Annotated in this window: 6 protein-coding genes; 3 read left to right on the top strand and 3 right to left on the bottom strand. The window is 68.1% G+C overall.

Annotated features, from left to right (window positions below):
• The 3 genes from HUS56_RS04400 to HUS56_RS04390 all read left to right on the top strand — a co-directional run.
• On the top strand, window positions 1–891 hold an 891-nt coding region (locus tag HUS56_RS04400), incomplete at its 5' end, for a hypothetical protein (protein ID WP_173922160.1).
• Window positions 892–994: 103 nt separating this feature from the next.
• Window positions 995–2,914, top strand: coding sequence for a dynamin family protein (locus HUS56_RS04395; RefSeq protein WP_173922159.1), 1,920 nt, complete (start codon window positions 995–997; stop codon window positions 2,912–2,914).
• Entirely contained in the window at window positions 2,911–4,497 is a 1,587-nt protein-coding gene (locus HUS56_RS04390) for a dynamin family protein (protein WP_254431282.1), read from the top strand. The genes HUS56_RS04395 and HUS56_RS04390 overlap by 4 nt, the downstream gene beginning before the upstream one ends.
• Here the strand turns inward: HUS56_RS04390 and HUS56_RS04385 are convergent.
• Genes HUS56_RS04385 through priA form a run of 3 tightly spaced genes read right to left on the bottom strand, consistent with a single transcriptional unit; the run spans window position 4,381 to window position 6,638 of the window.
• Window positions 4,381–5,034 (bottom strand): hypothetical protein, encoded by a 654-nt coding sequence (locus HUS56_RS04385; RefSeq protein WP_173922158.1) that lies wholly within the window; start codon window positions 5,032–5,034, stop codon window positions 4,381–4,383. The genes HUS56_RS04390 and HUS56_RS04385 overlap by 117 nt on opposite strands.
• 31 nt (window positions 5,035–5,065) lie before the next feature.
• The gene (locus HUS56_RS04380) at window positions 5,066–5,908 is read right to left on the bottom strand and encodes an SseB family protein (RefSeq protein WP_173922157.1); all 843 of its coding nucleotides are present in this window, start codon (window positions 5,906–5,908) and stop codon (window positions 5,066–5,068) included.
• The gene (gene priA / locus HUS56_RS04375) at window positions 5,892–6,638 is read right to left on the bottom strand and encodes a bifunctional 1-(5-phosphoribosyl)-5-((5-phosphoribosylamino)methylideneamino)imidazole-4-carboxamide isomerase/phosphoribosylanthranilate isomerase PriA (protein ID WP_173922156.1); all 747 of its coding nucleotides are present in this window, start codon (window positions 6,636–6,638) and stop codon (window positions 5,892–5,894) included. Before priA ends, HUS56_RS04380 begins: the two co-directional genes overlap by 17 nt.
• Window positions 6,639–6,679 lie beyond the last annotated feature (41 nt).

Below are 6,679 nucleotides of genomic sequence, written 5' to 3'. Positions count from 1 at the left end.
GGCGGCGGCCACGGCGGCGGCAAGAAGGACTGGGGCGGGGACGACCACGGTGACTACGCCGCGGCGAAGGCCAAGCTGATCAGCGTCGTGAACAACTACTCCTACGTGGACGACCGCGACGTCATCAACGACCAGTCGGTGAACCAGATCAACACGATCCTCGCCGGCGACGACGTCCACTTCGACCAGGACTTCAACCAGGAGTCGACCACCATCGGCGATGGCAACATCGTCGCTGGCGGCAGCGTCGCGGCCGGGAACACCGAGTACAACCTCGACGTCGACATCGACGACTCCTTCAATGAGGAGACCGAGATCGAGATCGAGGACTCGTTCAACGACAACTCCGACAACTCGACGAACACCGACAACTCGACGAACGTGCTCATCAACGACTCGTTCAACGAGGAGACGGAGATCGAGGACTCGTTCAACGAGACCGACGTCGAGGTCGACATCGAGGACTCCTTCAACGAGGACAACTCGACGAACACCGACGTCGAGGTCGACATCGAGGACTCCTTCAACGAGGACAACTCGGTCGACAACTCGACGAACACCGACGTGGAGGTCGACATCGAGGACTCGTTCAACGACAACGAGATCGGCAACACCGACAACTCGGTCGAGGTCGAGGACTCGTTCAACGACAACAACATCGACAACGACGGCAACGTCGTCGACTCGCTCAACGACAACAACGTGGCCGTCGACTCGTTCGACGACAACGTCGTGGTCAACGATTCGCTGAACGACAACGAGATCGGCAACACCGAGGTCGACGTCGAGGTCGAGGACTCGTTCCAGGTGAACGACAACTTCAGCGACAACTTCAGCGACAACAACGTCGCCGGGGATGACGTAGTCGCAGACAACGACGTGGCCCTGTAATCACACGTCACACCTGGGTCGGCCCGGCGCGGAACCATCCGTGCCGGGCCGATTCGGCGTCCCATCTGCAAGACTGAGGAAGCCTGGAACTAGGAGTGCACGGATGCAGCAACTCATCGAACTCGTCGATCACGGCATCGCGCTCGCAGGCACGGGAGATCGAGCCGACCTCCGACGTCGACTGGAGCAGACGAAGGACCGGCTGCTCGACCCGAGCATCCGGGTGATCGTCGTCGGCGAGTTCAAGCAGGGCAAGAGCCAGCTCGTGAACGCGCTGGTCAACGCCCCGGTCTGTCCGGTCGACGACGACATCGCCACGGCGGTGCCGACGAGCGTGCGCTTCGGCGAGAAGCCCGCGGCGTTCGTGCTCTCGCAACGGTCGAGTTCCGGAACGATCGAGTCGGGCGGCAGGGTCGAGCGCACCGAGGTCGCGCTCAGGGAGCTTGCGGGGTTCGTCTCCGAAGGTGGCGCGGATCCGCGTCGTGACGACGGCCGCGAGGTCACCGGAGCCGAGGTGTTCCTCCCCCGGAAGCTGCTGAAGAGCGGACTGACGCTCATCGACTCCCCCGGCGTCGGCGGTCTGACGTCGGCTCACGCCCTGACCACGCTCGCAGCGCTCCCCTCCGCGCACGCGATGCTCTTCGTCTCGGACGCCTCGCAGGAGTTCACCGAGCCCGAGATCCAGTTCCTCCGCCACGCGATGCGCATCTCCCCGAACGTCGCGTGCGTGCTCACGAAGACCGACCTGTATCCGCAGTGGCGAAAGGTCGAGGAGCTCAACCGTGCGCACCTGCGATCGATCGATCCCGACATCCGCCTCTTCCCCGTGTCGTCGCACCTGCGGCTCGCCGCGGTCGAGTCATCCGACACCGAGCTCAATGCGGAGTCGGGCTTCCCCGCCCTCGTCTCCTACCTGCGCCGCGACATCGTCGGACGCGCCGAACTGCTGCAGCTCAGGTCGACCGTGGCCGACCTGCACTCGACGACCGAGCACGTGCGCCTCGCCATCGACTCCGAGCTGAGCGCGCTCCTGAACCCCGAGAAGACCCCCGAGATCGTGGCTCAGCTCGAAGCCACGAAGGATCGGGCCGACGAGCTGCGACGGATCTCCGCTCGCTGGCAGACGACCCTGAATGACGGAGTGGCCGACCTCATCGCCGACCTCGAGCACGACCTCCGCGACCGCATGCGCTCGATTCAGCGCGAGGCCGAGGACTCGATCGACGAGGGCGATCCCGGACCGGTGTGGGACCAGTTCGTCGAGTGGTTCGAGCGTCGAGTCTCCGCGGCGGTCACCGACACGTTCGTGTGGACGCAGGAGCGTGCGACCTGGCTGTCGGAGCGGGTCGCCCGGCACTTCACCGAAGACGAGGTGGCCCTTCCGACGATCAATGTCGACGACACCCGCGACGTGCTCGACCCCGTCGGCGAGGTCGCGACCCTCGACTCCGGACGCCTCGGCGCCATGCAGAAGTTCTACATCGGACTCAAGGGGTCGTACGGCGGTGTGCTGATGGTCGGCATCATCACCGGCATCGTCGGGATGTCGATCATCAATCCGCTCTCCCTCGCCGCGGGAGCCGTGATCGGACGGAAGGCCTACAAGGAGGACACCGAGAACCGCCTCCAGCGGCGACGCAACGAGGCGAAGATGCTCATCCGCCGACAGGTCGACGAGATCATCTTCCAGGTCGGCAAGCAGCTGCGGGACCGACTGCGCATCGTGCAGCGCACGACCCGCGACCATTTCACGGCGATCGCCGACGAGCACCATCGTTCGCTGGCGGACTCGGTACTCGCAGCGCAGAAGGCGGCCTCGATGTACGCCGCCGAACGTGACAAGCGCGTCACGGCCCTGCGACGAGACCTCGAGCGCGTGGACGCCCTCACGAAGCGCGTCCGTGCCATCGAGAAGCGCGACGCGCGCCCGGCCGCGGGGGAGAGCGGACCGGCATCCACCGCCCAGCCGGCGGCTTCGCGCGTCTCCGCCGGCGAGCCCCGCGTCGGGACGGCTCCCGCGTGACCGTGCGCGTGCTGGACGAGGTGCACGCGCTGCTGGAGGCGGCGGCCGCCGAGTATCACGAAGACGATGAGGCTGTTCGGGTCCTCGACGAGCACTCCCAGCGCCTCGGCGAGCCGCTTCGGGTCGCCATCGCCGGGATGGTGAAGGCCGGCAAGTCGACCCTGCTGAATGCGATCATCGGCGAGGAGATCGCGCCGACGGATGCCGGCGAATGCACGAAGGTCATCACATGGTACCGACACGGGACGGCTCCCCGGATCACGTTGCACCTCGTCGACGGGGGCATACGGTCGCTGCCGGTCCGCCGCGACGACGGGCGGTTGGTCATCGACCTCGGCGAGACGCCCGTGAGCGACGTCGACCGGATCGAGGTCGAGTGGCCGTCGAAGCGTCTCGAGGAGGTGACGCTCATCGACACCCCCGGCATCGCGTCGCTGTCGACCGAGGTGTCCGCACGGTCGGCGGCGTTCCTGACGCCACAGGATTCGCCCTCCGAGGCGGACGCGATCGTGTACCTGATGCGCCACCTGCATTCCGCCGACCTGGGCTTCCTGTCCGCCTTCCGTGACACGTCCGTCGGCACGTCCGAGACGGTCAACGCGATGGCGGTGCTCTCGCGAGCCGACGAGATCGGCGCCGGTCGCATCGACGCGCTGTTGTCCGCTCGCACCATCGCCGAGCGCTATCGCACCGACGGTGCGCTGCGCTCGCTCGCCCTCGACGTCGTTCCGGTCGCCGGGCTGGTCGCTCAGTCGGCGCGCACCCTTCGCCAGCGCGAGTTCGATGCCCTTCGCGAGGTCGCACGCCTGGGTAGGGACGCACGCGAACGGATGCTGGTCTCGGTCGACCGGTTCGCACGCGCCGACGCCGGGATCGACGTGCCTGCCGACGACCGGCGAAACCTGCTCGACCGGTTCGGCATGTTCGGCATCCGGATGTCGGCGGTTGCCATCCGATCCGGGTGCAACGATTCGACCGACCTCGCCGACGAACTCTACCGGCGGAGCGGGATGGAGGATCTGTGGCGGGTCGTCTCGGACCAGTTCCGCTCTCGCGCCGACGCCTTGAAGGCGCGCACGGCCCTGGCCGCGCTCAGCTCGCTCATCAGCCGCCGACCGACCGCCGGCTCCTCAGCGCTCGCACGTGCGATCGAGCGGCTCGAGGCCAACGCGCACGAGCTTCGCGAGCTGCGACTGCTCTCGGCGGCCCGCACCACTGGTATCGGTCTCCCCGACGCCGAGGCGGCCGAGGCCGAGCGGCTCATCGGTGGAAGAGGAACCTCGGCGACTCGTCGTCTCGGTCTCGACGATGACGCCGGCGACGACGAGGTGCGCGCCGCTGCCGGCGCCGCACTGCAGCGATGGCGCGCCATGCTCGGCAGTCCGCTGCTCGACCGTGCCGCCGTGGAGGCGTGTCAGGTCGTGATCCGATCGTGCGAAGCGGTCATGATGGGCGTCGCGCCGACGTCAGTCGTCCGCAGCAAGCTGCGTCTCGTCCGGCATCCGGAACCATCGCTGAGCCGACCTGACCACGCCGAACACCCAGGCAACGGTCGCGAGCACGATTCCGGCCAGCATCAGTAGCTCGGCGATTCCACCCCAGTCGCCGATCGCGAGGAACGCCGACGCCACCAGCACGACGCCTGCGTGGACGACGAGCACCGGCAGCTGCAGCCACCGTGCGCCGCCACGCCGCGTGAGCATCGTGCCGAGCAGCACGGCTTCGATCACGACCACCACGCCCAGTCCGGCGAGGCTCGACCAGTAGACGAGGTCGACGAGCGCCGCCACCTCCTCATCGTCGTAGCCCGGCGAGAGGCGGCCGATCGTCTCGGCGAGCTCATCGTTGAGCGCGTCGTGCGTCAGGAAGGAGATGAACACTGCGGCCATGGAGGCCACGAACGAGATCAACCAGAGCGTGCGAGCGACGCGGACGGCCTTCGGCATGGGGATCGTGCGAACCACCGGCGGCTTCGTGTCATCGGACATCGCGGGCCGCGGCGGCGGCGGTGGCGCATCGTCATCCCACTCGCGCGCCGGCGCGAGCGGCATCCGACGCGGCTCGTTCGAGTTCCGTTCGCCGGTGCCGTCGACGGGGGACGTGGATTCCTGATCCGCCATACCAAGAAATATACGGCAGGGCACTGCGGGGCTAGTGCGGATCCTGCGCGATCAACCGCACGGTGAGCGAATCGACGAGCGTGGCGATCGCGTCATCCGCTGCCCAACGCGCCGCGAGGCGCTGGAGCACCGCGTCGAGCTCCGACCGCGTGAGGCCTCCCACCAGGGTGAGACGCACGACGAGCTCGGGGCCGGCGAGGCGGGCATCGGGATCGCCAGCCGAGAGCTCGACGCCCAAGACGGCGAGCTCGGTTCCGATCGAGCGCGCGAAGGCGTCGCGCACGGCGGGTGAGTCGTGCGGTGGATGCCACGGCTGCGACTGCGCGACGGCCCACACCGCTGGGCGCCGCAGCACGAACTCGGTCGGGGATCCGGGATCGAGAACGATGAGGTCCGTGCCGTCATCGGCCGCGGCCAGTGCCACTCGCACGCCGTCGGCCGGAACCGGTCGCGCCAGCGGATTCCAGCGCGACATGGTCTTTACTGAGGCGAAGACCGGGAGCACGCGCCGGCCGTCGGGCCCCTCGACCGTCACGATCGAGAGTTCCTGGCTCTTGTCGACAGCGAGCCCATGGGCCCCAGTCTCCGATCCGCCGTCGCCGAGTTCGGCGAGCAACGGGATCAGCAGACGCGACCGGGCGAACTCGGCGACCACGTCGCCCTGCCCGCCGTCGCCGGAGCGGAACCGGCGCAGCGCGGCGCTGAGGGCTTCAGGGGCTCGTCCGTCATCGGTGGCGTGCGGATTCGCCTGGAACGATCGGCCGGCCCACGGCACGCCGGCGGAGTCGCTGCCTGCCGAGGACGTCGGGTCGGCGCCGCGACGCGACGGCGCGGCATCCTCCGATTCAGCGGAGGGATCAGTAGCCGGCGACATCCAGCGCCTCTGCCAGCGTGAACGCGCCGGCGTAGAGGGCCTTGCCCACGATGGCGCCTTCGAGGCCCATCGGCACGAGATCCCGGAGCGTGGCGATGTCGTCGAGGCTCGAGACCCCGCCCGAGGCCACAACCGGTCGGTGGGTGCGGTCCATGACCTGGCGTAGCAGGTCGATGTTGGGGCCCTGCAGGGTGCCGTCCTTCGTCACGTCGGTCACGACGTAGCGGGCCGTCCCGGCCTCCTCGAGGCGATCCATGACCGACCACAGGTCTCCGCCGTCCTTCGTCCATCCGCGAGCGGCGAGGGTCGTTCCGCGAACGTCGAGCCCGACCGCGATGGCTTCGCCGTACTGCGAGATGACGGATGCCGCCCACTCGGGATTCTCGAGGGCGGCGGTGCCCAGATTGATGCGCTTCGCGCCGATCTCGAGCGCGTGCTCGAGGGATTCGTCGTCGCGGATGCCACCCGAGAGCTCGACGTTCACGCCGCGCACCTGGCGGATGACCTTCTTCAGGATGCCGGTGTTGGACCCGCGCCCGAAGGCCGCGTCGAGGTCGACGAGGTGGATCCAGTCGGCGCCCTGGTCGGCCCAGTCGACCGCTGCATCGACGGGGTCGCCGTAGCTCGTCTCGGTTCCGGCCTCGCCCTTCGTCAGTCGCACGGCCTTGCCACCGGCCACGTCCACTGCCGGAAGCAGCACGAGACGCGGCATGTTGTTGAACTCACTCATCACTGTCCTCGATTCGGTGGCGCGCACACCACAGCCGACAG

The sequence above is a fragment of the Agromyces sp. Marseille-P2726 genome, assembly GCF_902809835.1.
Lineage (GTDB): Bacteria > Actinomycetota > Actinomycetes > Actinomycetales > Microbacteriaceae > Agromyces.
Note: the sequence above shows the minus strand (reverse complement) of the source record. Positions and strands in the feature narration are given on the sequence as shown.